A 24,591-nucleotide genomic window follows, 5' to 3' on the forward strand; every position below is an offset into this window, starting at 1 on the left:
CCCCTCCGTAATCACAACTGTCCAGCCTGCAGCAGGCTGATCCTCAAAAGGAGCCCTCCAGCGAGGATACAAAGGTAATGCGCCAGCACCGGTGCGTCCCCGAAGGGGTGCCGGCGGGAGCGGTACTTGAACCACAGCGGCACCACGATGCCGAGCGCCACAGTCCCCAGCCAGAACATGGCCACGAAGGGTAGCGTCATCAGCGGAAGCGCGGTGCGGCCGGCAAGGACCAGGAGCAACGCGATGAGAACGAGCTCGGAGACCATGACGACGCGGTCGAACGCCTCCAGCCTTTCCACCTCGCCGCCGGAGTTGCGCCTGCGCCAGATGAGGTAGAGCGAGATGGCTGCGGCCCCGGTCGAGGCGCCGGAGACGATGAAGAGCGCCCCCATGAGGGGGGAGGTGGCGGCCCAGAAGGGGCGTGCAGTGACGTTCAGGAGAACTCCGGTGTATCCGGCGATGAAGAAACCGGCCAGGGAGCCCAAGACGGCGTAGAGGCGCCTCGGGATGCGGTTGTAGTACCTGGAGAAGAGGGGGAAGGAGATCACCCGGTCCGCCACCAGGTTGTCGAGAAAGGAGAGCAGGGCGCAGGCGCTGAAGATCAGCAGGACCCAGGACCCCACCGACATGGGGGAGACGAGGTTCAGGTACGGGTACCCGCCCTGGTTGTAGATGAAAAGGTGCCAGAAGCGCTCCGGCCGTCCAAGGTCCGCGATGAGCGGGATGGGGACGAGGACGAGGAGCGGGAACGCGATGTAGCAGGCGGCGCGGCTCACCTCGCGCTCTCCGCCGCTGCCAAAGAGCTCCTCCATGGCGCCGATGAAGTAGGCCCCAGCCGAGGTGCCTGCCACGAAGAAGTAGACCGCTATGTAGTACCAGGCCCATTCGGGGGGCTGAATGATCTCAGGACTCATTGCTTTCCTCCTCGTCTTTACCGTTCAGCCTTTCGCGGAAGTTAACCAGGGCGGCCGCCCCCACGCCGATCGCGGTGAGGATGGTCACCAGGGAACAGAGCACCAGGCGGCGCTGCGGTACCACCGGGTCTTCCGGCTGCCCGTAGACCTTCGGGCGGTCCGCAAAGAGGTAGAAGACCTTGAGGCCGTCCGCCTCCTCGTACCCGTAGATGCGCGCCTGCTCCCCTTTCCCCTTCAACTGGGCCAGGCGCGCGTCGGCCCTCTTTTTCAGGTCAGCGAGCTCACCGAACCGGATCGACCCGGTAGGGCACGCCTTGGCGCATGCGGTGCCGAGGCCGTTGTGGATGCGGTCGTTACAAAGGGTGCACTTGTGCGCCGTCCCGGTCTCCTCGCTGAATGAGATGACCCCGTATGGGCAGGAAGGGATGCAGAACTTGCAACCGATGCAGGTTTCCTGCTGCACCACCACGTTGCCGAGGTCGGTGCGTACGATCGCCTTGGTGGGGCAGGCGTTGAGGCAGCCGGCGTCGCTGCAGTGCTTGCAGGAGTCGCTCGAGAAAAGCCAGCGCTTCTCGCGGCGCGACTCGTCGATCTGCTCAATGAAGCGGACGTGGCGCCAGTCGGTAGCACTCAGGGTCCCGGTGTTGTCGTAGGAATCGCCGGTAAAGTTGTCGGCCACCGGGTAGGGAACTCCGGACCTCTTCCCGAAGTGCGCCGGCTCGGCGGAGAGTCCGTTCCACTGCTTGCAGGCCACCTGGCACGCCTTGCAACCGGTGCAGATGGTCGTATCCACGAACATGCCCTTTGCCATCAGCTCCGCCCTCCTTTCCTGCCCGCCCTGATGTCGCAGGTGAACACCTTTCCCTCGTGGATGGAGACGTTGGGATCCCCCACCATGGCGCTCAGGTCGTTGACGACGTCTCCCTTCGCGTTCCCCTGCCACCCCCAGTGCCAGGGGAGGCCGATCTCGTGCACCTTCTTTCCGTCGAGGACGAAGGGCTTGATGCGCCGGGTCACCAGGGCGCGCGCCTCGATCTCGCCGCGCGCGGTGACTATGGTCACGTACCCCGCGTTCCTGATTCCCTTCTCGGCGGCAAGCTCAGGGGAGACCTCGCAGAAAAGCTCCGGCATCAGCTCGGCGAGCCAGGGGAGCCAGCGGCTCATGGTGCCACTTAGGTGGTGTTCGGTCACCCGATAAGTGGAGACGACGATCGGGTACTTGGGATCGGCGACGCCGTGGTAGACGTTGCCTTCGGTGCGCCAGACCTTCGCCACCGGGTTTGACTGCTGCCGGTAGACCCGGTTCGCCACCGGGGACTCGTACGGCTCGTAGTGGGCGGGAAGCGGGCCGTCCACAAGCCCTGCCGGCGCGAAGAGCCAGGCCTTGCCGTCGGCGCGCATGATGAACGCGTCGTTGCCGCTCAGCCAGTCGAAGCCGAGCGCCGCGTCCTTGCCGACCATGGCGGGAGCCTTGGTAGGCTGGAAGTCGATTCCCTCGCCGGAGGGGGCGACCCACTTGCCGCGCACCGGGTTCCCGGAAAGATCCTTGGTGCCGCTGTCGGCGTCCGGGTCCCACAGGATGAGCTTCTTCGCCTCGGACCACGGCCTGCCCTGGCTGTCCGCCGAGGCGCGGTTGTACATGATGTGCCGGTTCGCCGGCCAGGCGAAGCCCCAGTTGGGGGATATCCACTCGTCGGGCTTTCTGCGCGCCGCGTTGTTCTTCCCCTCCTCCGGGACGACGCCCGTGTAGATCCAGGCACCGCATACCGTGGTGCCGTCCTCCTTCAGGTTCGCGAAGGTGGCGAGGGGCTTACCGTCGGCTACCGTGTAGCCGTTGATCTCCTTCAGCACCCGGTAGGCCGAGGGCTCGTCCTTGATGCGCCAGGGGGCGACCTCCTTCGCCTCCGGTTCGTAATCCCAGGCGAGATTTTTGATGCCCCAGTCGAGGGGGTTCGCCGAGTCGCGGTACATCGCCTGGAGCCTCTTGCCCAGGTGATAGGTGAACCAGCTGTCGCTGCGCGCGTCCCCGGGGGGATCGGCAGCCTTGTCGTGCTGCTGCAACAGCCGCTGCGTGTTCGTGAAGGAACCCTCCATCTCGGCGACGGCGGCGGCCGGGAGGAAGAAGACCTCGGTCTTTATGTCGGCGGGCTTCAGCTCACCGGAGAGGATCTCCGGGGAGTTACGCCAGAAGGAGGCGGTCTCTGTTTCGAAGTAGTCCCGCACCACCATCCAGTCGAGCTTTGCCAGGGCCTTGCGCTGCAGGCGGGCGTTCTGCCCCCCCACCGCCGGGTTTTGCCCCATGACGAAGAACCCCTTTATCTTGCCGGCACCCATATCTAGCATCATCGGCATGTGGGAATGGTCGCCGGTGATCTTGGGGTGGTAGTCGTAGCCGTAGTCGTTTTCAGCGGTGGCCGCGGCGCCGAACTGGGCCTTGAAATAGGAGACCGCGAACTTCGGATAGTTCCCCCAGTAGCTCGTGGCGAGCGGCCCCGCCTCGGTCAGGATGAAGTCCTTGAGGGAATCGTGCTTCTTGCGACCGTCCGGCATGTTGAGGTACGCGGGAAGCGAGTGGTACAGGGTGGCGATGTCCGTGGAGCCCTGGATGGTGGCGTGACCGCGCAGGGCGAGCACCCCGCCACCCGGTCGGCCGATGTTGCCTAAAAGCGCCTGCAACATGGCCGCCGCGCGGATGATCTGCACCCCGACGGTGTGCTGGGTCCACCCCACGGCGTAGGTGATGTTGGCGGTCTTCTCGCGCCCGGAGTTCTCCAGCATGGTCTGCGCCACCTTGGTGAACTGCTCGGCGCTGCAGCCGCAGACCTTTTCCACCAGCGCGGGGGTGTAGCGTGCGTAGTGCCTTTTGATGATCTGCAGCACGCAGTGCGGGTCCTGCATGGTGGGGTCCGTTTTGGGGCGTCCGGGGAGTTGCTGCAGCAAAAGGTCGCTGAAGGGTCCCAAGCCCCCCTTTCCCTTGCCGGGGGCAGGGTTTCGCTGATAGGACCAGGTCGCGTTGGCGTAGGATTTACCGTCCGGGGCGAGACCGGAGAAGACGCCGTCCAGTTCCTCGGTCCCCTTGAAATCCGGGTTGACCAGGGTGGCGGCGTTGGTGTAGTTCACCACGAACTCGCGGTAAAAGGGATCCTCGTTCCAGCGCCTGCTGTTGATCACGTGGTTTATGATGGCGCCCAGGAAGACGATGTCGCTCCCGGCACGGATCGGGACGTGGACATCGCAGGCGGCCGAGGTGCGGGTGAAGCGGGGATCGACGTGCATGAGGACGGCGCCATGGTCAGTCTTCGCCTTGAGCGGCCAGCGGAAGGCGACGGGGTGGCACTCCGCCATGTTCGAGCCCATGATGAGGACGGCGTTGGAGCGCTCCAGGTCGCGCGGGAAGGTGGTGGAGCCGCCGCGGCCGAACGTGGTCCCCAGACCGGGGACCGTCGAGGAGTGTCAGATGCGGGCCTGGTTTTCCAGGTAGACGACCCCGAGCGCGTGCATGAGCTTTTGGTGCAGATAGTTCCACTCGTTGTCCATGGTCGCGCCGCCCAGGGAGGCAATGGCGTAGGTGTTCATCACCCGCTTCCGGATGGTGCCTCCCTTTCCGTCGGGCATGTCCTGGAACTCGTTGAAGTTCGCGTCGCGGGTTTTCTTAGTCAGCTCCGCGATCCGGCTCATCGCCCAGTCGAGAGGCTTCTCCTCCCAGCGGTCGCTCCCCGGAGCGCGGTATTTCACCGTGCTCCAGCGCTGCTCGTTCTTTACGAGCTGGAGCGTCGCGGCTCCTTTGGGACATAGGGTCCCCTGGTTGATCGGGGAGTCGGGATTGCCCTGGATGTCGACGATGACGCCGGCATCGTCCACGGTGACGATCTGGCCGCAGCCGACCGCGCAGTAGGGACAGATGCTGGGTATCTGCCTGCCGCTTTTTATCGGCACCTTGCCCGCTTTTGCCGCGGCAGCGGCCGTGTCCACGTTCAAGATGCCGAGTTCCGCGGCGACCCCGCCGCCAACGATGCCGGAAGTGACCTTCAGGAACTTGCGCCGGCTGATTCCCATATAGCGACCTCCTGTTCTCTTACAGCGATGCATTTTTTGGCTTAAACTGTGCCAATAACTGTACAAGCTCGTAGGAGATTTTCCAGCCACTGTCATAAATTTACTCATAGTGATCTTGTGACAGGGAGGTGGGTGGCAAAAGGGGGAGCCTAAGGCTCATGCATACAAGAAAGCCCCCGGGACCGGGGGCTTTCGGTGCGGCGCTTGGGTTACGGGTACACGAAGGGGGAGAGGCTTCAGGGGAAGGTTTTCTGCACGAATACCATCTGGGCCGGCATCGGCGCAGGGAAACCGGCTTCCGCCAGGCTCTCCCGTATCACCTTGTTGCCGTCGAAGTAGACCTGCCAGTAGTGATCGTTGTGGCAGAATGGGCGCACCGCGAGGACAGGCCCTGCCGGGACGAACTCGAGGATCTCCACCTGCACGGCCGGCTCGGCAAGAACGTTGGGGACCTCGGCAATCTTCTCCCTTAACAGTTGCATCGCCTCCACGTGGTCCGCACCGGCGGCCAACTGGCACTTGAGCTCGACCCTGCGAAAGGCGTTGGCGGAATAGTTTTGGATGGTGTCACCGAAGATCTTGCTGTTGCCGACCATGGCCAGCACGTTATCGGGGGTGTCGATGGTGGTGATGAAAAGGCCGATCTCCTTGACCGTACCGGTCACGCCGCCTGCGCTTATGAAGTCCCCCACCTTGAACGGGTGCAGCACCACGAGGAAGACCCCTGCCGCCAGGTTGGAGAGGAGTCCCCCCCATGCCGCGCCTATCGCTATGCCGATGCCTGCAACGAGGGCCGCGAAGGTCGTGGTCTGGATGCCGCAGTAACCGAGGATGGCGACGACGAGGATTATGTTGAGGGTAACGGAGAGGAAGTTGCCGATGTAGCGCATGAGGGTGGGATCGACCTTCTGCCTCTCGAGCACCCCATGCAGCATGCGGCCGACCAGCCCGATGAGCCAGCGCCCCACCAACCAGAAAAGAATCACCGCCAGGAGCTTGGTTCCGTACTCCGTTGCATAAGCGACCGCGAGCTTGTTGAACTCCGCCATGTTGTCCATGCTTTCCCTCCCGGTTAAGACTGGTTGCACAACGTTGAGTTAATGGCTCTGTCGTTTCGACATTTCAAAACTTTACAACTATTCTTACATAGTGCCAGCGGACCACACTCATAGATCAGGTAGGGATACTGTCATAGAGGAGCTTTCCCCCTTCGCCAAGGCTACGGGGGAACAGGCCCCAACTGTCGGACCAAGGCAAATCCCCCCTGCCCCCCCTTCGCAAAGGGGGGAACGTAAGGCCAATGCAGCGCTTCGCGGGAAAAGACGCCTGGCTCCCGTAATACCGGACGTACAACGTAAAAGGGGCGCCGCTTTTGCGGCGCCCCTTGGCGCTTTACTTCGTGGTCACCGGTCCAGCTTCTTGACCACCTCTCCCATGCGGTCGCCGGCTTTTCCAAGCTCGATGCCGACCCGCTCGACCGCACGGTCGACATCCCTGCCGGCTCGCTCCGCGGGCCCTTCCTTGCGACAGCCGCAGATGCCGGCAAGGCTGCCGAACACCACCACTGCAACGATACCTTTGCTCATATTCATCCTCCGGCATCTCCTTTAGCGAACGGGAAGCGCCGCCCGCCGTCAGCTTCAGGACTTGTTGTGCCCTTTGCCGTGTCCACCGCCATGGCCGTTACCGCCGCCATGTCCCTTCCCGCCGCCATTGCCGTGGTCGCTGCCGCCAACCTCGCCGCGATCTCCGCCGCGACCGGCGTTACGTCCGGTGAAGTGCAGGTCCCCGTTCTTGAGGGCGTGGAATTCGGCGGAACCAGGCTTTATCCCCAGGTCCTTGGCAATGGCGCCCCATCCCTTCTTCCGGTTGGGCTGGTACACGGCAAGGACGGACTCGGGCGGGCGGTGTGACATCTGGCCGAGTTGCAGGACCATGAAAGCGTCGGCGGGTTCGTGAACGGTCCGAAGCACCGCCTGGACCTGGGTCACCGGGACGCCGAACTGGGTGCTTAACCCGACGGAAAAGCCGGGCATGTCGGCCCGGGCCTGTACGTTCACGTTGGAGAGGAAGACGTCTAGTCCGCCGGCAAAGGCGGCAGCGGGAACAAGAAGGGCCACTACCGCGAGTATCGACAAGATGCGTTTCATAAAATGCCTCCGTTTTGATTTCTGGTCAGGATAATCTCCCGCCGGGAGAGGGAACCGGCGGAAGATCATCGGTGCTGCAAGTGACGCGGCTCAATCAGTTGAAGAAATAACGTACGCCGACGGTCCCGGAAAAGCTCGAGGGATCGAAATCGCCGGTGTGGATCCCCTGGTAGGTGATGTCGGTATCGGGGGCGAACACGAACTTCGCCTCCGCGTTGAGGGCCAGGTTCCTGGTTACGAAGTAGTCGACGCCACCTTTCACGTGGGCGCCGAGGGTGGTGTCGACGTCGAGGGAGGCCCCGTCATAGGGATCGTAGTCTGCTACGAGGATGTCCAGACCGGCGCCGATGTAGGGGACAGCCTTGCGGCTTTCCGGAACCCTGAAGCGGTACTGTGCGCCCAGCGAGATGTCGGTGACGTTGAAATCGCCGGTGTCAGAGTCGAAGCTTGAGTGGGTGACGTCGAACTCCATCGCCCAGTTGTTGTCGATGCCGTAGATGAGCCCGGCACCGCCCACGAAACCGGTGTCGGTCTTGTTGTTCCCCCAGCCGAATTCGGCTTCGTTGTCCGCGGGAATCTGGAAACCGACCCTGCCGGTGACGCCTACCCGTCCCTTGATGCTTTCCGCCATGGCGGTGCCCGATGCGAGCGCTATGGCCGCTGTGAGGACTCCGCCAACTATGATCTGCTTCATTTTCATCTGTTTTTCTTTCCTCCTTAGTTGTTTCGGTAATTCGCGGCTTCAAAGGCCGCGTAGGTGCGGGGGGACTTTGGTTCTCAACCGAGAAGCAAATCCCCGCTGTCCCCCCTTCGCAAAGGGGGGAACGTGATGCCATGCTCACTGCTTCGAGACGAACGCACACGTGCTTCCCCGGAATTCCCTGAAGAACCTTCGCAAAGGGGGGAACGCTTGGGCTCGTGCTGTGCCTCGTGGCTCAGACGAGCTTTCGCTTCCTGATCCTTTCCGAAAAGATCTTGTCGACTTTCACTCTGTAGTAGAAGTTGTGCGAAGACATCGCCATGCAGTTCTCCAACAGGAAGTTGTAATAGGTGTTCTCCTCTTCCAACTCCAAGGTAATCCGGTACTGCTGGATCAAGGTGTCCGAGTTGCTGAGCCGATCCACCTTGCAATCGGGGTATTCTTCGCGCACGATCCGGAGCTCTTCGGGCCCCAGGATCAGCACATCGGTAAGCTTCATCGTATCCTCCCGCCGCTTCTGACGCCGGCGAGTCTCGCCTTCATCCTTTCCGCAAAAATCTGGTCGTTCTTCATCCTGAAATAGAACCTGTTCGACGTCATCGCGATGCAGTGGTCCTGGAGGAAATCGAAGTACCGCTCCTCATCCTCGCTTTTGAGGGTGACCCGGTACCGCTGGAGCATGGCATCCCCCCTCGTCAGCCGCGTGATCTCGCAGGCCGGAAAGGCCCTCGTCAATATGGTCGGTTCGCCCAGGCCGATTATCAGGGTGTCGATGATTACGCCCATTCGGTGATCCTCCATTTAAATTTATTATGGCCCTTGCACCGCGAGGATGTCGCAGTGGCCGCAAAGCCCCCTCCCCTTGCGGGAGGGGGGAGGGGGTGGGGGCAGGTGCCACCTTTGCGCTCATGGCAAGTTCACCCCCCCCCTGCCCCCTCCCGTCAAGGGAGGGGGAGAGCCCACGGTCACGCTCTCAGCGTGCGGGAAGGAAGTCTATCGGGTACAGGATAGTCGTCTTCGGTACCCCGTCTTTGGGGCCGAAGTTGAACTTCCGGACCCGGTCCACGATCTGCTCGCAGAACTCGTTTGCGTTGATGTTGGTCGAGTCCACGGAGCAGGCAGAGACCGCGCCGTTCGGCTCGATGGCGATCTTCAGCACCATCTTGCCGCGCAGGGTCGGGTCCTTGCGCAACTGGGTGTTGTAGATGCGGTAGAGCGCCGCCTTGTAGCGGTCGAAGAGGATCTGGATCTCCTCGTCGGTGCGGGAAGCGCGTGCGTTCGAGCTGAGCGGCCTTCCCTCTTTGGCCCCTCCCGCCCCGGCGATGCCGCTTTGCACTTTAGAGAAGCCTGCGCTGCCTCGCCCGAGCCTACCCTCCTTGCCGCCGCCGACACCACGGCCGACTGCGGCGCCGCCGATCCCGCCGCTGCCGCCGTTACCGACGTTGCGACTCACGGCACCGTAACCGCCGCCTCCCGCGCCACCCTGCATCGCCACCAGCGAGCGGCTGGCGACTGCCTGCCCGGCAGCGTTCGCGTTGCTGAGGCGCGCCTCGGCGCCGAGTTTGGGAACCGGCGTCTCGTCGATCAGGTCCTTGAAGCTGTCCTTGAAGGCAAGCACCCCGGTGTTGCGGGAACGCGTAGGTGCCGCGGCCTGTTCCGACGACGTCTGGGCCGGATGTTCCTGCGCGCGCTCCTGCTGCGCCACGGCCTGCTTTTTCTCCGTCTTCTCGACGGCGTTTTCCTTCTTCGCCTGCTCCTTCTCGGCCTCTTTCTTCTCTTCCCGCGCTTTCTTCGGGGGTACCGGCTTCGGGATCTCCTTACGCACCATCATCGCAAGCCTATCCGGCACCTCGGCAATGACCGGATGCACCGGCGGCGGGAGGGTCACCAGCCTGGTGATGATGAAAAGCAGAAGACTCAGGAGCATGGCGGTGGACATGGTGCGGCGGTAGCGTCGCTCCACCTCGGGCTCGTTGCTCCAAGGCATCACCGGGACGTGCTCCGGCACGCAAAGTTCCCGCTCGACGAGGAATTCCTCCTCGCGCCGCTCTTCACGCGCATGCGCGTCGTGGATCGCTTCGTAGAGCGACTCAAGATCATCGTGGCGCCGGTCTAGCTGCGCCTTGAGCCCCGCCCTTTTCTCGAGGGACCCGCGGATCTCCTCGTCGAACCTGTCGACGCTCTCCCTGATCTTCGTAAGGCGCGCCTCCGGGTCGCCGACCTCGGGCATTACCTCCCAGAAGAGACCGCCGACCTCGAGCTGGGCGAGCCGGTCGAGGGCGTTGCACGCGTCCCTCAAGGCATCGAAGCGGAGCTGGTCCGTGGAGAACATGTCGAGCTCCGACTGCGCCACGCTCATCTGCATATCGAGGTCGTTGATGGCCGTCTTGACCTCTTTGACCCTGGCGTTAAGCGGCGCCAGCTCCTGTTCCAGTAACGATGTATTCACAGTGCACCCGCTAGGCATGCGAGGCCTTCTGGATGACGGCGAGAGAGATCCTGCCGTAGCCGGAAGCCGTGCAGCTCGTCATTATTTTTTTAAGCACCTTGAACGGTATGTTCTTGTCCGCGAGCAGGGTGACCTCCCTCGACTCGCTCTCCGCGACCGTCCCTCCGCTTGCGGCGATCCGGCTCTGGATCTCGTTCAGCCGGTCCGTCACTTCGCGCACCGTGGCTACCTGGTCGTCGTAGAGCTCGGCGGTCCTCGCCACCGGCTGCCCCTGCACCACGATCGCCTCCGGGGTGACCGAAACCACCACGGTCCCCCTCGGCTTCGTCTCAACGACGGAGTTCGGGAGGGTGAGGCGCTGTTCGGGCATGTCGCCGTTGAACGAGTGGAAAAGGAGGAAGAACACCAGGACCGAAAGTACGTCCAGCATCGGTATGAGGTTCAGATATGCCTGACGGCGATGGTTGTTGCGCTCCAGCCGCTTCATGCGCCTGCTCTGTCTCATGGTGCGTCTCCTATCGATATCTTCGGGAAGAGGGTCACCCTCGCCCCCAGCGTGCTCCCCGGCGTCTTGACCACGGCGCTGCGCACCACGTCCATCACCTGGACCAGGTAGTCGTATTCGACCTTTGGCTCCATGAGGACGGTGGCGTCCTCCTTGTCCGGGTACTGGGCCTTGATGCCTCGCATCACCTCGGAGAGCTTCTCAAGATCGTACTTGTCCCCCTTTTTCGGGATGACGGCCTCCACCGACTTGCCATTGGCGATCTCGAGCCCCGCCTTGCGGACGATCACCTCGATGGCGAAGTTCGGCTTGCCGGCGGCGGCCGCTCCCGCCCCGGTCGGGACGCTAAGTTCCATGATGGTGATGCTCGTGAAGACCGCGGTGATGAGCAGAAAGACGACGAGAACCGTGAACACGTCCATCATCGGGGTGAGGTTCAGGACCTCCATGATGTCCATGTCCAGTTCTTCCTTCTGCCTTCTTCTACGTCTTGCCATAACCGGCTCCTGTCAGTTTTCTCGTGTTCGGGATCTCAGTACGCGCGCTTGGCGAAGGTGGAGATGTTGTTCAGCGCCTTCACCGAAACCATCTCCAGGCTCCCGACGATCTGCCCCGTGGTCGAGGTGAGGCGGGCGTGGATCAAAAGAAGCGGAATGGCGGACATGAGGCCGAAGGCGGTGCAGTTCATCGCCTCGGAGATGCTCGCGGCAAGGAGCGCAGCCTTCTCGGCCGGGCTCGCGGTGGCTACCGCGGTGAAGGCCGCGATGAGGCCCATGATGGTGCCCAGAAGTCCGAAGAGGGTGGCGATGTTCGAGAGAAGCGCGAGGTACGGGGTGCGCTTCTCCAACTGCGGGATGATCTCCATGAGGCTCTCCTCCATGGCGATCTCGATGTCCTCACGCCTTCTCACCGCACCCTGGCGCGCAAGCCCCATGGAGAGCATCTGCGCGATGGTTGAGCCGTCCTCGTTGACCATGTCGCGCGCCCGGTCGAAATCCCCCGCCGCCAGCACCGGCTGCAGTTGATCCCAGGTCTGGCTGTTGTCCTTCTTAACCCGGGTCAGATGGAGCCAGCGCTCCACCGAAATGGCGAGCCCAGCCGCCAGCACCATGAGAATCGGGAACATGAAGAACCCACCCATCTGGAAAAACCTTACGATTGTGTGCATCACTTGCCTCCTTGCCTGTAGACCTTAAGGTCGATTGATCCGCTATCGCGGTATTTGATTCACTTACGGCGTGCCGGAACCCGCCGGGACGTCCGACTTGCCGGTGCTCACCTCGTAGAAGGCGACCTCGCGCCGGAAGACCTCCCGGTCCACCGGAGCCGGGCGCTCGTTCAGGGTCCTCGTGAGACTAGTCTCCGCCCCGAGCTCCGAGACCTTCCACGGGACGATGAAGAGGGACATGGGCGCTTCCTTGTTGCCAAGTACCGACATCCCCGAGACCATCTTCGGCTCGGCATCGCCCGGATCGGCGGGTTTGGCAGCCGCCACGTTCGCGTTCGGGTCGTCGGGCGCCGCCGGTTTATCGTCCTGCCCTAGAACGATGGCGACGGGAAAAAGGACTAGAAAGATGAAGAAAACCAGTTTGGGCCACATGCGCTCCTCCTTGTGACGGCGATGCCTCAGGCAAAACGTGATCTGCCGGTAACGGTGGTGCCTCCATGCCGGAGAGGGGGTACCCGCCTCCTGCATGGAAAGCCGCTCCCTTCTTTCTTCCGGAACGGCAATGTCGGTGTAGTCGAACTTCATGGCTACTGCCCTGCCTCCTTGTGCATCGCTAAGTGACCGGTGCGCCCCTGCAGGTCGGCGATCCAGAGTTTCACCTGCTTGTCCTCGGGGATCGCCTTGCTGTAGGCCTCGTAATGGGCCTGGGCGCAGGAGAGGTCCTTCAGGTACAGGTCGCAGAGAATGGCAAGGTTGCGCTCCAGCGGGTGGTACTCGGGGAACAGGGCGAGCGATTTTTCGTAGACCTCGCGGGCTTCGGCGAAGCGCCCCGCCTTGCGCAGCTGGAGGGCGTACTCATTGCTAACCGCCGGATGGCCGGGAACGGCCTTGAGCGCCGCCTTCAGATGCGGCTCGGCCAGTTCGGGCTTTTTCAAGGCAGCGTACGCCTTGGCCGCGTTGATGCGCGGGGCGGTGAGCGAGGGGGCCGCGGCGATCACCTTTTCGAAGAGCTCCGCGCTCTTCTGGTATTCCCCATCCTTTAGCAGGGCGGTCCCCTTCTCGAAATCGCGGCGCGCATCGGAGCCGACCTGGGCGGGCTCGCTGATGATGAAGCCGGTTTTCTCACCGGAGAGGCGCGTGACCGACGGGCCGGCCGGTACGGCCGCCGGCGCCGGGGCCGGGGCCGGGGAGGCGGCCGCAGCGACGGGCTTCTCCGCTCCCGCGTTCTTCATTCCCCCTCCCGTCGCGCAACCGGCAAGGGCCAGAAGGGCTGCGGCCAGAACGAACCGACCGGTGTTGCTCGCTACGCGTGAACACGTTTCAGGCTGTCGCTTCATTTCTTCTCTCCTTTCGCACGGCGTTTCGCTTTTTTACCCTTTGAGGTACTGGTCGTTTTCTTTTTGGTCGGAGCGGGTGCCGCCTCCGGCGCCGGTTTCTCCTCAGGAGCAGGTGCCTTGACCGCCGCGTCTGCCTCGGCCGGAGCGCCTTCTACCTTCTCCGACTTTTCCGCCTGTGGCGCGGGGGTCCCTTCGCCCGGCTGCGCCACTGCATCGCTTACGACCGGGGTAGGAGCCGGGGCGGGCGGCGCCGCCACCGGGGTCGCTATCTCGTAGCCGAAGCTGTCCATCGAGGCGACGATGTCGGTTGCGGCCTCCGGCTTGTCGTAGCGCGCGGGGAGGAGCTTCGCGAGCCGCCCGAGGCTCTTGTCGACCCAGTCGTTGTAGATGCCGACGGAGACGAGCTCCATGTTCTTCTCGTGCACCGAGATCGCCTTTTCCTCGAAGGGGAAGGCCTGCTCTTCCAGGGCCATTTCGTACTCCTGCAGCTCCTGGGGGTTCAGGTCGCTTGGGCGCTGAGAGCCGGTGAGCGACTTGCTGAACTCGCCGTAGATTTCGGCGAGATAGAAGGTGGCGGCGGCGGTTACCTCGCCCACCTCGTACTCGGGGAGCTTGCCGAAGGACTGCATGGCGACCTTCATGAGCTCCTTTTTCCGGCGCAGCTTCTCCTCGAACGGCTGCACCAGCTTGACCTCGGCGAAGCGCTCGTAGTCCCCTTCGGCGAACACCAGGGCCCCCTTGCCCGCGAGGTAGCGGGTGCGCGGGGTGCGCTTGTCGCCTGCGGCGGCGTCGATGGCGATGATCTCCTTCAGCTCGTTCAGATAGGCGGCACGGTCCTCGTCCTTCACGAAGGTGCAGATCTTGTCGCGCATCTCGAGGTTCACCTCCACCGGATCGGGGAAGTAACCGACGTAGCGGCGGTACACGGCGAGGGCCTGCTTTTTGTTGCCGCTTTGCTGGTGCAGCTCGGCCGCCAGCATGAGGGCTTCGCGCCTCACATCCTCGTCCTTGAACTCGCTCTCCACCCGCTCGTACTCGCCGGCGGCCTCGGCCAGGCGGCCGTCCTCGCGGTAGACGAAGGCGAGCTTCCTCGTTACCTCGGGCTGCAGCTCGTGACCGGGGAAGAGTTCGCGGAAGGAGGCAAGCACGGCGGTCGCTTCCTTCCACGCCTTGAGCTGGATGAGCGCGACGCTCGCGTCGTACTCGGCGTTCACCCGGATCTTCGAGCCTGCGGCGACCCGGCCGACGCGCAGGAAGTGATCGGCGGCGGCGCGGTAGTTGGCCGCGGCGTTCGCCTCCTCCCCCTGCTTGTAGATCGAGGCCGCCAGGTTGTCGGTGAACCCGGTGCGGCTTGCGTCCCCTTCCGGGATGAGGGCCAACACCTGCGCGTATCCCGCTTCCGCCTCCGGGTAGCGCTTCAACTCGTAGCAGGAGTGCCCGACCACGATCCAGGCCGACTTGAGCACCTCCTTGTCGGCGGCGGGGAAGGTCGCGATCAGCTTGCGGGCCACGGTGAGCCCCTGTTCGTAATCCTTCAGCTCGTAGAGGTCGTCGGCCGCCGCTCCCATGACGACCGCCGCCTTCTCGTGTTCAGGGAAGGTCTCGGCGAACTTGAGCGAGCTTCTAACCGCCTCGCGCTTCACCGGGTCCTTCTCCTCCGCCTTTGCCTCGCGCAACTGTTCGCGGTAGGCGAATACGGCGGCGTAGCCTGCGGCGGAGGACTTCTCGTAACGCGGGTATTCGTAGGCGGTCCGCTCGTACTCTTTCGCCGCCCGCGCAAAGGAGCGGTTCTCCATGAGGAGGTCGGCCATCTGGTAGTTGATGCTCGCCGACTCCGCCTCTTTCGGGAAGGAATCCAGGAAGTCGCCGTACCACTGCAGCGCCTCCTTGAAGTTCTCCTCCTTCTCCTTCACGTGCTCCGGCGCCTGGTACAGGGCGTGGTAGTGGTGGGCGAGGTCGGTCAAGTTGGTCTTCAGGAAACCGAGCACCTCGGGACGGGAGGCGGGTTCGAAGTGCTTCCAGTACTCGGACTTGAGCCCGTAGTTCCTGGCGAACTCCTTCTTCGCCTCGATGACGAGGGTCGGGAAGCCGCCGGCGATGTGGATCTCGATCACGCGCATGCTGAACTGCGGGGAGGCGCGGTGGAACGGGTTGCGGGTCACGAAGGCGTTGTAGGCCGCCGCGGCGTCGCTGTAGCGGCGCTTCTCGTAGTAGAACTCGCCCAAGTTCGAGTAGACGCGGTCCTCGTAGCCGCGCTTGCCGTTCTTCTCGAAGTACTCGACGGCCGAGGCGGCGCCGTGCAGGTAGGAGAAGCTCTGGCTGATGACCCGGAAGGTGTCGTCCACCCGCTTTCTCTCCAGGTCGTCACCGGTGGCGGCGAAGTCGTACCCGGCCGCCACCTTGTGGTCCAGGAGTGCGATGAAGCGGTCGAGACCTTCCTCGTAAAGCTCCTGCTTGTAGAAGGTCCAGCCGAGTTTGTAGAGGGCGAGCTCGTAGAAGGAGGTCTCAGGGCCGGCTTCGACGAGCCCCTTGTACACCCCTTCCGCCTCGATGTACTGGCGGTGCGTGAAGAAGTACTCGGCGCGGCGGAACTGGACCTCGTTCATGTAGCGCGATCCGGGGTAGTCCTTGACCATGCGCTGCATGACCGCCATCGCCTCCTCGGTCTCGCCCAGTTCCTCGTAGGCGCGCGACATCTGGTAGAGCACCTGGTCGTTACCCTGGTAGTGCGGGTACTTGTCCAGGAGCTTGCGGTAAAGGGCGATCGCCTCGCGTGCCCCGGCCCGCTCCTCTCCGTCATGTCCCTCTTTCGCCTTCAGGGTCCTCTTCTCGAAATCGGCATCGGACTCGCCCGGCGCGCGGCTCGGGACAGCCGCGGCGGCAGACGAGGCGACCTCGGCGCGCTCCGGAGCGGGAAGCACCGCCTCGCCCCCCGGCACACGGGGGGTGGCGGCGACATAGCCGTATTCCTTTTCGATCTTCAAGTCGGCCAGACGACGGATCGCGGCCGGGGTGAGCGACGACTCCGGCGTCTCGTCGAGGAAGTGCTGGTACCCTTCCATCGCCTTCTCGAGGCCGCCTTCGATCGGCACTTCCTTGATCTCGACCTTCACGTCTTTAAGCTGCGCGATGGTCTCCCTGCCGCCGCCGGACTGGCACGCGGCGAGGAGCGCGAAAAGCGCCATGAGCAGGAATCGGGTCCGTTTCATTCTCCCACCTTCTTCTGTGCCTGGGCCTTGTTGGCCCGGTCGTAGCTGTCCGCGATAGCGAAGCGCGCGGTGACCTGGAAACCTTCGAGGCGCGTCCGGCGCTTCGACAGCTCATCCACCGCCATGGCCTCGAGTACCTTTCCCTGGCGCGGCATGAGGGCCGCCACCTTTTCCCGTGCCGCAGCGATCTCGGCGCGGCGGGCGCGGATCGCCTCGTCGTAACCCTGGTAGCTCTGCGTCGCCGCCTGTCTCGTGCGGACGAAGGAGTCGTATTCCTCTTTCATGCGCCGCATCTCCTCGTTCAGGCGATCGAGGTCGTCGAAGGTGTCGGTGAGGCGCTGGTGGTAGCCGGTGGCGATGTTCCAGGCGATGACACCCTTCAGGCGGGCGATGCGCCGGGCGATTTCGCCGGCAGCAGTCTCCCCCCTCCCTTGACGGGAGGGGGTTAGGGGGTGGGTGAAGCCGCCGCTGCCAACAGTTTCGCCCATGGCAACGTCCCCCCCACCCTGCCCCTCCCCCGCCGGGGGGGAGGGGACGTTGGTAGCGACGGGAACGAGTTTTTCCAGNCCCCCCCCCCGCCGCCGCTGCCAACAGTTTCGCCCATGGCAACGTCCCCCCCACCCTGCCCCTCCCCCGCCGGGGGGGAGGGGACGTTGGTAGCGACGGGAACGAGTTTTTCCAGGCGCGCGAGTTCCTCCTTGGCGAGGCGCTCGTCCGCAGTGGCGAGGTGCTCGGGGCGCGGCGAGGTCAGCATGGCGTGAAGCCTTTTTCCGATGCGGTCGCGCTGCTCGCTGCGCAGACGTATCTGGGAGTCGAGCTCCTTGAAGGAGGCGTCGACCCCGGGGAGCAGCGGCTCGTAGTAGGCGCGACGCAGCCCGATCATCTCCTCGAAGGCGTTCAGGTCCCCCTCCCAGGTGGCGAGCTTCTGCGCGAGATCCCTGAGGTCGAGGTAGTTTTTCAGCGCCTCCTGAAAGTCGTGCGAGGCCATCAGGTCCATAAGGTAGTAGGTCTCGGGCGCCTTGGGGAGGTTGCGCAGCTTCACCACCCACTCGGCGTCCTGCTTCAGTTCCTCTTGTTCCAGCGCCTTCAGAAGCCTCCCCTCCTTCACCGACTCGATGGAGCCGGAAAGCTTCTCAATCTCCTTGCCGAAGGACTCCAGGGCGCTGCCGTACAAGAGTGCGGCTTTGCCGTAGGCCTTGAGCTTGCCGTAGGCAAAGGGGAGCGCGAGCATCGCCTCCTGCACCGCGGGGTCGGTCACCTCCCGTCCGGCGAGGATGCTCCAGGGAACGAGGGCGCGTTCGAAGCTCCCCTGGTTCGCGTCAGCCCAGCCGGAACCGAGCAGGGCCCGGTTCGAGAAGGGGCCGGCGAGGCGCACACGGTCGAGGGCGAGCTTCGCCTGGTCTGCCGCGTTGTCGTCCAGAAGCCGGTACCCCAGAACGAGGTTCGCCTTGTCCCTGATGGCCATGATCTCGGCGGCGGTTCCCGGCATCTGCCCGGTGCGCTCCAGGTATGCGCGTCCGTCCTGCACTTTGCCCTGCTGCATGAGCGACACCCCCAGGTTGTAGCCGGCGAATCCTTCCACACCCTTCTCGTCCCGGATCTCCTTCAGCACGGCCGAGGCCTCCTCGAAGCGGCCGAGGGTCATGAGGAGCTGCGCACGCAGGAACTCGACGTCGACGCTGAGCGTCCCGGGGAGCTTCCCGCTGATGCGCTCCAGGGCCTTCAGGGCCTCCTGGGGCTGGTCCTTGCGGAAGTAAAGCCGCGCGAGCCGGTAGATCGCGGCGTTGCGCTGCGGCTCGTCGACCTTCCCGTCGATCACCGCCTTGATGGAGCGCCCGGCGCGCAGGTGCATGCGGTAACCGAGTTCGAAGTCGCCGACGTTGAACTCAGCCTGACCCACGTACGGGTAGAGCGGGTCGAGTACGGGCTCGTCGAGTCGACGGTGCTGGCCGAGCTCCGTGTCGAGCCGCGCCACCGCCTCGAACCACTCCCCCTGGTAGGCGTGGTAGAGCGCCTCGCCGAAGTAGACGTCCGTCGGGGAAGAGGCTGCGGGACCGCCCCCGCCGGATCTCTCGGCGGCCGGGGCCTGCGTCGCCATCAACAGGCAGAGCAGTATGAGAAGGGGCCTTAACATGGCTTACCAGTCCTTGACGGTGATGCTCTTGCTGCCGGAAAGGACGACGCCGACGAGTTTCGGCCCTACCCCCTTGGCTACCTTGAAGCTCTCATCCTTGCGGAAATCGGTTCCCCCCTCGGTCTTGCCGGTGACGGTGACGTGCAGCGGGTGTTCTCCGGTCATCGCGTTGCCGACGTGGATGCGTTGCACGCCACCCTTTCTGAGCGCCTCGATCTCGTTGTAGGTATAGAGGTGATGCGCGACCTCCTTGCCGTCGAGTTCCACGGAGACCGAGTCGAGGCGGAACTTCTCCTCGCCCGCGAGCGAGACGAAGAGGGCAACCTGGGTGTCGGACGGGTACAGGAGCTTCTCCTCGAGACGGCTCAACTGCGCCGCGATGGAGAGGACGTCCGCCTTGATCTCCTGGACCTGCTCGTCAAGCCCCTTCACCTGCTCCGCAGTCTGCCGGGCCGCCGCCGTCTCCGGTTTGGCTACTGCCGTCTCCGGCTTCGCCGCTGCCGCCGCTTCGACCGGTTTGGCCGCTTGCACCGCTTCGACCGGCTCCGCCGCGTCAACGGCATCCGCCGGTTCCGCCGCGTCAACCTCATCCGACGCTTGCGCGAAACGGCAGTCCGCGCCGTCGACGCAGGCCGTCTCCTCCGCACCAGTCGCCTGCCGTGAAGCCTCCGTTTCCGTCTGCACCGGGGCCGCTTCCACCCCGAACGCCGCGCCGGTCATCAAAAAGAGCGCGATCCCTGCGATGACTGCCTTAAGTAATTTCCCCATACCCCCCACCTCTCCTTGGTTTTCCATATCTAGATCATCCCCACCATGTTGACGAACACCCCCTGGCGCCGGTAGCTCAGGTCGGTCAGATCGTCGGAGAAATCGCTGAAGTTATAGCCGGCGCCGATCTTGAAGTGGTTCCCGAGGTGACGGTAGACCCCGAGGAGCACGCCGGTGCGGCTGTCCTGGGCGTCCGGGAGATCGAGCCACCGCCCCTCGACGAGGGCATCCCACTTGTGCAGGAAGCGCCAGTCCACCCGCGCCACCACGAGATGGGCACGGCTGTCGAAGTACTCCGGGTTCACCCGGTCCATGCTCACCTGCCCGAGCCGGTAGGCGTACTTGCCCCCGACGGTCCAGCGCGGGGTCAGGTCGTACATGGCGTCGATGGAGGCGATGTGGCTGCGCTGCATGAAGCTCGCCCCCGTCGTCGTGCCGGCGATCTGGTCCGCCGACGGCATGTTGTAGAAGTAGGTGTACTTGACGAGGGCGTTCAGCCGGTCGTTCATGACCGGACGATAGGCGTAACCGACCACCGCCTCGGTGTATCCACCGTCGCGCAAGTCCCCCTCGGAGCTCGTGCTCTTCGAGTAGTTGAACTTGCCGATCAGGCGCCAGTCCGGGGTCATCTGGTACTTCAGGCTGTTCTTGAAAAGCCAGGTGGTGCGCTTCTCGCGGCTCAAATCGATCTGCTGGGCGTCGTCCTCCCGGTATTCCACGGCGCTTGCGAGCTTCACCTTGTCGAAACCGTACCCCGCGTTCACACCGACCGCGGTCCTTTTCAGCTCCGCGCCGGTCAGGTTGTCGGTGAGCGTCCCGACTTCACCCTTGGCACCCAGGTTCAGGCGGTCCGTCGGGGTGAGGTCGACGCCGTAGGAGTGCAGGAGACCGCTCGGGGCGTCGCCGTGGGTGTAGCGCTCCTCGCCGTAGACGCTCGTCGTGTCGGAGTAGCGGGAGCGGAACCCGGAGGTCATGGTCCCCTTTCTCGCCTGCACGCCGTTGTCGCTCCTCTCATTCTCGAGGGCGTAATTCATGTAGAGGGTGGTCCGGTCGCTGTAGAGGTACTCGGCGCCGAAGCGCCCGGCAGCGCCCTGGTCGCCGGCGGAGAGCTCGCCGTTCACCTTGAAGCGGTCGGTCACCCGGTAGGTGCCCCCCGCGCCGGTCCGGGCGTTGTCTTCGCGGTTCCCAGAGGTCTGCACCGACTGCTGGGTGAAGAGGTACCCCATCCATCTCGCCTTCGAGTCGTAGGCGACCTTTCCGACGAGGTCGGTGCGGGTGCCGGTTTCCTGGGTGAGGGGAACCACGAGGGACTCGTCCCTTCGGTGATCGACGCGCCCGCCGACCGAGGCGGTCCAGTGCTCGTCCACCTGGTACTGGGCGTCCGCCTCGGCGGCCGTGGTCTGAAGCCCCTGGTCCACCTTCCGATGATCCCCCTTGAAGGTGAGTTTCACGCGGTCGGTAACGGGGATTTCCGCGGTACCTCCCACCTGAAGTGTCTCCCTCTCAGCGATCTGGCCGGGTGCGGTGTAACCCGCCTCGAGGAACTGGCTGTACAGGGTGATCCGCCCGCGCCAATCCTTGCCGAGGTCGGCAAGCCCCAGGCTCGCATCCACCCGGTAGGCACCCGCGCTGACCGCCGCATCATCCGGCGTCTGCACCGTGCCGTACTTGAAGCCGCCGTCCTGCGAGGTCGAGGTGAAGAGCCCGGTCCCCTTGCTGCGCCCGGTCTCGAGTTTCAGCCAGGTGGCGGCGGACTTGCGCAGGGTGAGGTCCGCACCGACGAGGCTCTCCCCGGCGTCGCCGTCGTCTCCCTTGCTGCCGGTGACGCCGAGCTTCACGTAGTCCCCGAACCAGTAGTGGGCGTGCCCGCCGAAGGTGACGGAGTCGAGCTCGGCCACCCCCGGGGTGTACTCGTAGCGGGCGACCAGGTAGACCGGGTTACCCCCGATGGCGTCACTATGGACGAGGAGGTTGTCCGAGGCGGTCGACTCGAGGGGCTCCCTGAGCACCAGGCGCCCCTGCAGGTAGTCGACGTCGTAGTCCTGCACCGCCGTCAAATCCTTCGTCGCGAGCACCATGCCGCTGTCCTTGTCACGCACCTCGACGCGCACCCGCTCCGAGCCCTGCAGGACGTCCTGGCGGCGCAGGTAGTAGAGCGACCCCCCGGTGCCGCGGAACTCGTCGCGTCCAGCCATGGTCCCCGGCTCGGCGGCGAAGCCGTCCACCACGAAGCGCTTCTCGCCGAAGCCGGTCACGCCCGGGAGCTGGTAATGGAGGTTTCCGCCGTAGAGGCCGCGGTCCACGTGGGCGAGGTCGTTGTCGGTGTAGCCGACCCTGAAGTTCCCCCACAGACCGTAGTTCTGGTTCTTGGCGAGCTTCGCGTAGAACTTGCCGCTGGTCGGCGCGTCCTCGGTCACCGTGCCGTCGTCGCCGTAGGTCGGGAAGTGGTAGTCCTGGTCCATGCGCCGGAAAAGCGCCTCGGGGGACTTCTCCAGGAAGTTGGAGAAGATCTCGTTCAGCGGACCCTCGCGGGTGTCAGCGCTGGCGGTGAGCCCCCAGCCGTCGCCGAAGCTCCCCTTGGTGTAGAAGGCCAGGCGCCCCTCGGCTTCGAGGGTGCGGCCGTACTGCGGCCGGTCCGGTGCCACGAGTTCGGCCGGGCCGCTCGTCTTGTTGGCGGAGAGGGTCAGGTCGGCGATCCCCACGGTGAACCAGTCGTTTTTCTTCATGGCGAGGTCGCGCAGGTAGAGCTGGCCGTTCCCCGCCTGGTCGAGCACCGCCACCTCGACGGTGTGCGTCCCCTTGGGAAGGATCTCCTCGGCGATGAAGCGCCCCTTGGCGTCCACCGGTGCCGGGTAGCCGGCAAGCCAGACACGGTGCCCCGTGGGAATCGCGCTGCCGTGGGCGAGGACGCTGCCGCCGGCGACCGGGATGTTCTTAGCCGCGATGCGGCTTCCCCCGTATCCGGCCAGAAGCTCGCGCTCCGGGTCCGCCTTCGCGACCGCCGGGTCGGCATGGTCGATCACCCAGAGCGGCTGGGGGACCGTCTCGTCGAAGTTCTCCTCGGCGTCGTAGACCCGGACCAGGTACTTCAGTTCCCTCACCGGTGCGGCAAGGGTGTCAAACGATGCGCGCCACCCCCCCACCCCTTCGCCGTCCAGAGGAACCACGGCGAGCGGCAGGTCGCGCTCCGAGACGGCCGCGTCGAAGATGCGCACCTCGCCCCGCTTGATGAAGCTGTGGTAGTTCGTGTAGAGGCGGAAGCGGACCAGGTTCCCGTCGCCCTCCACTCCCTCTTCCCGGTAGGCGATGCTGCGCGGCCAGGCGGTGACGTTCAGCCTCGGCTCCGCCTTCAGGTCGTCGTAGCGGAACTGGATCTCGGCGCGGTCAAGCGCCAGGTCGGTGCAGCGCTGCAGGTCGGGGACGCTCTTGTTCAGGTCGTCGACCGGTTTTCCGTCCACCGAGATGCGCATGAGGTTCAAGGCGAGCGGATCGACGGTGTTCACCTCGCGGGTCATGCGCAGGATGTCCACCCCCTCGTAGTCGTTCACCGGGACCTTCTCGTCGTAGATCACCTGCACCTCGACGCGGGAGGCGCCGGTACCGGTGAAGCCGGTGGCGACCACGTCGTCGGACTGGACGTAGCCGCGCCCCTCGAACTCCGCCCTTGCCGGGGGGAGTCCCATCTTCTCGCTCACCGAGAGCATGCTGCGGCGGGCGCGCGCCGTGGCCCAGCCGACGTCGTCGCCGTAGATGGCGGCGTTACGCCGGTCGAGCCGCTCGTTCACGATGTAACCGGTAAAACGAAGCCGTACGTTGGCCCGCTCGCGGATCTGCGCCATCAGTTCGGTCAGGCGCTCGGTGTAACCCGCCGGGAGGACGGGGTTGCCGTCCGCAAAGAGGATCGGGGCAACCGGGCCGGAGGGGGGATCGTAGACCCGCGTCACCGTCTCGCTTCCTGCGTCCTCGGGACAGAGTTGGGGCTCGTCGGGGAGTTCCTGCAGGGGGTCGTCGTGCAGGAACTCGACCTCCACGCGCCGGTTGAGCCCCCTCCCCTGCTGGGTGTCGTTGGTGGCGACCGGCTGCACGCTCCCCTTGCCGTCGCTCTCGAAGACCGTCTTCTTTTCCTTCAGGGTGTCCTGGACCGCGAGGGCGACGCGCCGCGCCACCGCCCGCGAGAGGCCGATCTGGTCGCCGTAGATGCGCTCGTCGCGCGCCTCCAAGGGTGCCGTGTCGCTGTAGGCGGTGAAGCGGACCGCGACGTTTTGCTTGTCCTTCAGGTTGTCTAGCGCCTGGCGCACCTGCCTTAGAAACTCCTCCGGGACGGTGACGAGCGCCGCGTCGTAGTGCATCGGGGCCACGAGGTGCTTGAGCCTCACCCGGTGCGCGAGCCCCTCATTGTAGCGCATCTTACAGACCGTTTCGGTGCGGCAGACCTTGACGCGATTAACCGTGGCGGGAACGATGATCTCTTTCTCCACCATCTTCTCGCCGATCTCGTCGTACCAGACCTCCACCTCGACGCGGCGGTTCTGGGCCCGCCCCTCTTCGGTCAGGTTCGAGGCGACCGGACGGGTGTCCCCTAGCCCCTCGTAGGAGATCGCCTCGGGGGGAAGCCCCAGTGCGCGCTGGCAGTATTCGGCCGTGGTCCCGGCGCGCTCGCGGGAGAGCCCGGTGTTGTCGGTGAATTTCCCCTGGAGGGTGGGGCTCAGCCGCTGGCTGTCCGCATGTCCCACGAAGTGGAGCCGGACGTTCTGGCGCCCGCGCATCTTCTCCAGCACGCCGCGCAAAAGGTCGAGGTATTCCCTGGTGATCTCCGCGTCGCCGGTGCGGAAGTGGATCGGCGGGACGAGGTTCGCCACCTTGACCGTCTTCACATCCTTCTCGGGGACCTGGCGCTTCTCGGTACGGTCCCCCTGGTCCTCACCGAAGATGGCGGGGTCGAGGAGCCACGGCGTATAGCTCACGTCCTTCGGGAGGTGTCCCTCGGTGGTCTCGCCGGGGCCGGCTGCCTCGCGGACGCCGGGGGCGGCACCCGCCAGGGCGGACGCGGCCGGAGTCGGCGCCTTGGTCGCGGCGGTCGCAACGGTCTCTTGCGCGGCGGCGGAGCCTGCCATGCAAACCAGGAACAAGCATGTAAGGGCGATACTTTGCTTCACCATTTCTCCCATCCATCCGGTCCAAAGGGTCGGGTTGCCTTGTTC

General features: G+C 64.6%; 20 protein-coding genes. All 20 read right to left on the reverse strand.

Annotated elements, in window-relative coordinates:
• Nucleotides 1-11: 11 nt before the first annotated feature.
• Nucleotides 12-914 carry an NrfD/PsrC family molybdoenzyme membrane anchor subunit gene (gene nrfD / locus E8K79_RS11555; protein WP_135869391.1) on the reverse strand — a complete coding sequence of 301 codons (903 nt, stop codon included), beginning with the start codon at nucleotides 912-914 and terminating at the stop codon, nucleotides 12-14.
• Nucleotides 904-1,725: a 4Fe-4S dicluster domain-containing protein gene (locus tag E8K79_RS11560; RefSeq protein WP_136514877.1), complete on the reverse strand. Its 822-nt coding sequence runs from the start codon at nucleotides 1,723-1,725 to the stop codon at nucleotides 904-906. Before E8K79_RS11560 ends, nrfD begins: the two co-directional genes overlap by 11 nt.
• On the reverse strand, nucleotides 1,725-4,970 hold the full coding sequence (fdnG, locus tag E8K79_RS11565) for a formate dehydrogenase-N subunit alpha (protein WP_136514878.1): 3,246 nt from the start codon (nucleotides 4,968-4,970) through the stop codon (nucleotides 1,725-1,727). The genes E8K79_RS11560 and fdnG overlap by 1 nt, the downstream gene beginning before the upstream one ends.
• Before the next feature lie 236 nt (nucleotides 4,971-5,206).
• A complete protein-coding gene (locus E8K79_RS11570; RefSeq protein ID WP_136514879.1) occupies nucleotides 5,207-6,028 on the reverse strand; it encodes a mechanosensitive ion channel family protein in 822 nt (273 codons plus the stop codon).
• Nucleotides 6,029-6,373: 345 nt separating this feature from the next.
• A complete protein-coding gene (locus E8K79_RS11575; RefSeq protein WP_136524614.1) occupies nucleotides 6,374-6,556 on the reverse strand; it encodes a hypothetical protein in 183 nt (60 codons plus the stop codon).
• Nucleotides 6,557-6,610: 54 nt separating this feature from the next.
• Nucleotides 6,611-7,120: a hypothetical protein gene (locus E8K79_RS11580; protein WP_136514881.1), complete on the reverse strand. Its 510-nt coding sequence runs from the start codon at nucleotides 7,118-7,120 to the stop codon at nucleotides 6,611-6,613.
• Between the two features lie 94 nt (nucleotides 7,121-7,214).
• Nucleotides 7,215-7,814 (reverse strand): porin family protein, encoded by a 600-nt coding sequence (locus E8K79_RS11585; protein WP_136515540.1) that lies wholly within the window; start codon nucleotides 7,812-7,814, stop codon nucleotides 7,215-7,217.
• Between the two features lie 241 nt (nucleotides 7,815-8,055).
• Entirely contained in the window at nucleotides 8,056-8,319 is a 264-nt protein-coding gene (locus tag E8K79_RS11590; protein ID WP_135869383.1) for a hypothetical protein, read from the reverse strand.
• On the reverse strand, nucleotides 8,316-8,606 hold the full coding sequence (locus tag E8K79_RS11595) for a hypothetical protein (RefSeq protein WP_135869382.1): 291 nt from the start codon (nucleotides 8,604-8,606) through the stop codon (nucleotides 8,316-8,318). The genes E8K79_RS11590 and E8K79_RS11595 overlap by 4 nt, the downstream gene beginning before the upstream one ends.
• 187 nt (nucleotides 8,607-8,793) lie before the next feature.
• Nucleotides 8,794-10,269: an AgmX/PglI C-terminal domain-containing protein gene (locus tag E8K79_RS11600; RefSeq protein ID WP_246043810.1), complete on the reverse strand. Its 1,476-nt coding sequence runs from the start codon at nucleotides 10,267-10,269 to the stop codon at nucleotides 8,794-8,796.
• A gap of 10 nt (nucleotides 10,270-10,279) precedes the next feature.
• Nucleotides 10,280-10,774, reverse strand: a complete 495-nt coding sequence (locus E8K79_RS11605; protein WP_136514884.1) for an ExbD/TolR family protein — start codon at nucleotides 10,772-10,774, stop codon at nucleotides 10,280-10,282.
• A complete protein-coding gene (locus E8K79_RS11610) occupies nucleotides 10,771-11,271 on the reverse strand; it encodes an ExbD/TolR family protein (protein WP_136514885.1) in 501 nt (166 codons plus the stop codon). The genes E8K79_RS11605 and E8K79_RS11610 overlap by 4 nt, the downstream gene beginning before the upstream one ends.
• 35 nt (nucleotides 11,272-11,306) lie before the next feature.
• A complete protein-coding gene (locus E8K79_RS11615) occupies nucleotides 11,307-11,942 on the reverse strand; it encodes a MotA/TolQ/ExbB proton channel family protein (RefSeq protein ID WP_136514886.1) in 636 nt (211 codons plus the stop codon).
• A gap of 63 nt (nucleotides 11,943-12,005) precedes the next feature.
• Nucleotides 12,006-12,527, reverse strand: a complete 522-nt coding sequence (locus E8K79_RS11620) for a hypothetical protein (protein ID WP_246043811.1) — start codon at nucleotides 12,525-12,527, stop codon at nucleotides 12,006-12,008.
• 2 nt (nucleotides 12,528-12,529) lie between these two features.
• Nucleotides 12,530-13,279 (reverse strand): tetratricopeptide repeat protein, encoded by a 750-nt coding sequence (locus tag E8K79_RS11625; protein ID WP_136514887.1) that lies wholly within the window; start codon nucleotides 13,277-13,279, stop codon nucleotides 12,530-12,532.
• On the reverse strand, nucleotides 13,276-16,488 hold the full coding sequence (locus tag E8K79_RS11630; protein ID WP_136514889.1) for a tetratricopeptide repeat protein: 3,213 nt from the start codon (nucleotides 16,486-16,488) through the stop codon (nucleotides 13,276-13,278). Before E8K79_RS11630 ends, E8K79_RS11625 begins: the two co-directional genes overlap by 4 nt.
• The gene (locus E8K79_RS11635; protein ID WP_246043812.1) at nucleotides 16,485-16,976 is read right to left on the reverse strand and encodes a hypothetical protein; all 492 of its coding nucleotides are present in this window, start codon (nucleotides 16,974-16,976) and stop codon (nucleotides 16,485-16,487) included. Before E8K79_RS11635 ends, E8K79_RS11630 begins: the two co-directional genes overlap by 4 nt.
• Nucleotides 16,934-18,622 carry a tetratricopeptide repeat protein gene (locus E8K79_RS11640; RefSeq protein ID WP_136514890.1) on the reverse strand — a complete coding sequence of 563 codons (1,689 nt, stop codon included), beginning with the start codon at nucleotides 18,620-18,622 and terminating at the stop codon, nucleotides 16,934-16,936. The genes E8K79_RS11635 and E8K79_RS11640 overlap by 43 nt, the downstream gene beginning before the upstream one ends.
• 3 nt (nucleotides 18,623-18,625) lie before the next feature.
• On the reverse strand, nucleotides 18,626-19,390 hold the full coding sequence (locus E8K79_RS11645) for a hypothetical protein (protein ID WP_246043813.1): 765 nt from the start codon (nucleotides 19,388-19,390) through the stop codon (nucleotides 18,626-18,628).
• Nucleotides 19,391-19,419: 29 nt separating this feature from the next.
• The gene (locus E8K79_RS11650; protein ID WP_136514892.1) at nucleotides 19,420-24,549 is read right to left on the reverse strand and encodes an OmpA family protein; all 5,130 of its coding nucleotides are present in this window, start codon (nucleotides 24,547-24,549) and stop codon (nucleotides 19,420-19,422) included.
• Between the last annotated feature and the right edge of the window lie 42 nt (nucleotides 24,550-24,591).

It is taken from the genome of Geomonas edaphica (genome assembly GCF_004917075.1).
Classification (GTDB): Bacteria; Desulfobacterota; Desulfuromonadia; order Geobacterales; family Geobacteraceae; genus Geomonas; species Geomonas edaphica.

What these genes read in the sequence shown, in the direction of transcription:
- E8K79_RS11645 (WP_246043813.1), bottom strand. Translation starts at nt 19,390, where the DNA reads ATGGGGAAATTACTTAAGGCAGTCATCGCAGGGATCGCGCTCTTTTTG.
- E8K79_RS11575 (WP_136524614.1), bottom strand. Translation starts at nt 6,556, where the DNA reads ATGAGCAAAGGTATCGTTGCAGTGGTGGTGTTCGGCAGCCTTGCCGGC.
- nrfD (WP_135869391.1), bottom strand. Translation starts at nt 914, where the DNA reads ATGAGTCCTGAGATCATTCAGCCCCCCGAATGGGCCTGGTACTACATA.
- E8K79_RS11560 (WP_136514877.1), bottom strand. Translation starts at nt 1,725, where the DNA reads ATGGCAAAGGGCATGTTCGTGGATACGACCATCTGCACCGGTTGCAAG.
- E8K79_RS11595 (WP_135869382.1), bottom strand. Translation starts at nt 8,606, where the DNA reads ATGGGCGTAATCATCGACACCCTGATAATCGGCCTGGGCGAACCGACC.
- E8K79_RS11625 (WP_136514887.1), bottom strand. Translation starts at nt 13,279, where the DNA reads ATGAAGCGACAGCCTGAAACGTGTTCACGCGTAGCGAGCAACACCGGT.
- E8K79_RS11605 (WP_136514884.1), bottom strand. Translation starts at nt 10,774, where the DNA reads ATGAGACAGAGCAGGCGCATGAAGCGGCTGGAGCGCAACAACCATCGC.
- E8K79_RS11580 (WP_136514881.1), bottom strand. Translation starts at nt 7,120, where the DNA reads ATGAAACGCATCTTGTCGATACTCGCGGTAGTGGCCCTTCTTGTTCCC.
- E8K79_RS11620 (WP_246043811.1), bottom strand. Translation starts at nt 12,527, where the DNA reads ATGAAGTTCGACTACACCGACATTGCCGTTCCGGAAGAAAGAAGGGAG.
- E8K79_RS11630 (WP_136514889.1), bottom strand. Translation starts at nt 16,488, where the DNA reads ATGAAACGGACCCGATTCCTGCTCATGGCGCTTTTCGCGCTCCTCGCC.
- E8K79_RS11590 (WP_135869383.1), bottom strand. Translation starts at nt 8,319, where the DNA reads ATGAAGCTTACCGATGTGCTGATCCTGGGGCCCGAAGAGCTCCGGATC.
- E8K79_RS11615 (WP_136514886.1), bottom strand. Translation starts at nt 11,942, where the DNA reads ATGCACACAATCGTAAGGTTTTTCCAGATGGGTGGGTTCTTCATGTTC.
- E8K79_RS11585 (WP_136515540.1), bottom strand. Translation starts at nt 7,814, where the DNA reads ATGAAGCAGATCATAGTTGGCGGAGTCCTCACAGCGGCCATAGCGCTC.
- E8K79_RS11635 (WP_246043812.1), bottom strand. Translation starts at nt 16,976, where the DNA reads ATGGGCGAAACTGTTGGCAGCGGCGGCTTCACCCACCCCCTAACCCCC.
- E8K79_RS11650 (WP_136514892.1), bottom strand. Translation starts at nt 24,549, where the DNA reads ATGGTGAAGCAAAGTATCGCCCTTACATGCTTGTTCCTGGTTTGCATG.
- E8K79_RS11610 (WP_136514885.1), bottom strand. Translation starts at nt 11,271, where the DNA reads ATGGCAAGACGTAGAAGAAGGCAGAAGGAAGAACTGGACATGGACATC.
- E8K79_RS11570 (WP_136514879.1), bottom strand. Translation starts at nt 6,028, where the DNA reads ATGGACAACATGGCGGAGTTCAACAAGCTCGCGGTCGCTTATGCAACG.